The organism is Microbispora sp. CSR-4 (assembly GCF_008033685.1).
Lineage (GTDB): Bacteria > Actinomycetota > Actinomycetes > Streptosporangiales > Streptosporangiaceae > Microbispora.
On sequence record NZ_VJVX01000168.1, the window covers coordinates 1 to 1,376 of the forward strand.

Consider the following 1,376-nt stretch of genomic DNA (forward strand, 5'->3'; position numbering starts at 1 on the left):
CTGGGGCATCTACGTCGGTAAGACCGCTTACACGCACTACGACTACAGCGTGTACGAGGACGGCGACCGCGACTACGCGTTCGTCACGGTCTACAACGGCGTTCTGCCCACCGAGGGTGGCACCAGCGGCGGCAAGTACGAGTCGGAGACCTACAAGTTCAAGTGGCAGGCCGACCGGGCGCTGAAGAAGCTCCAGGCCGACAAGACCACGGCGCTGTCGAAGCTCGCGGTCGTGCCGGTCTACGAGGGCGGCAACAAGCCCGCTGGCAACTTCGGCTGGAGGAAGGGCAACCACCCGACGCCGTCCCCGTCGCAGACCCCGAAGATCATCGGCTACAAGGTCGTCGGCGTGAAGCTGTCGATCGGCCTCAAGGACGTCGGCTCGCTGGGCTCGAACGTGGGCGGTCAGGGTCTGGCCTACAACCAGAAGATCGGCACGGCCGTCTTCGAGTTCGGTTACCCGAGCGGGTCGCACCCGGACGGCAACTACGCCTTCTCGGGCAAGACCCAGAAGTGGGCCTACGGCAAGACCTTCAAGGCGGCTGCGCCGTCCCTGAAGGCCGAGGAGCTGGTGGGCATCAAGTCCTCCTTCACCGGCGAGGGCTCCATCGGTTCGTCCTGGCTCTACCGCTACAGCAACGCCAAGCGGCTCGGCTACCTCAACGGTGTGACCATCGCGGTCTCCGACACCGACGGCAACGGCCGGATCGACACCAACGTCTCCCCGTACTTCGACGGTGAGACCCTGGGCGTCTACAAGGCCGCTGCTGCCAACTGGTCCGGCAAGATCGTCTGATCAACCCCCCAGTAACGCAGAGTCAAGGAAAGGGCCCGGCTTCCAGCCGGGCCCTTTTCCATTGCCCGAAACACCCCGCACCTTGTCGGGATATCGCCCGAATAGGGCATCAGGCGAAAACAATCACCATTCGACCTTCCATCTCGCGAATGGTGCCGTTCATCCGATTTCCCTAGGCCTGCGCCGAGACGGCCGGCGGTCGCCGTTCGGCCCCCGTCACGGCCCCCTGACGTGATCAGGCACCTCCCCGGTTTCATCCAATGATGTGATTTACATCACACAGGCCGTTATATCGGTCCAACGCGGAGCGTGACGGAAAGGCCCGAGGCGCGCTCATGATCAGCCAAAACGATCCGTCCCTCACACAGTTATGCCGCGCGCGTGCGCCTCTCCCCGCAAAAGCCTTGTCGCAAACCCTCTTACGCCACCGCATTTCCTCCTATAACTTTCTCCTCGTTCCTCACTGACGGATGGGGCGCAGGTGACGCCTCACGACAGACCAGGAGAAAGTTATGAAGCGCACTCTCGCTCTGGGCGGGGTCGCGGCCGGCCTGCTGGCCTCCGCGGCGATCGCCGCCCC

Annotated in this window: 1 pseudogene; it reads left to right on the forward strand. The window is 63.7% G+C overall.

The annotated features are described in order from the left end of the window. A pseudogene (locus FLV34_RS43155) lies at positions 1 to 796 on the forward strand (hypothetical protein); the annotation flags it as partial. Positions 797 to 1,376: the final 580 nt, after the last annotated feature.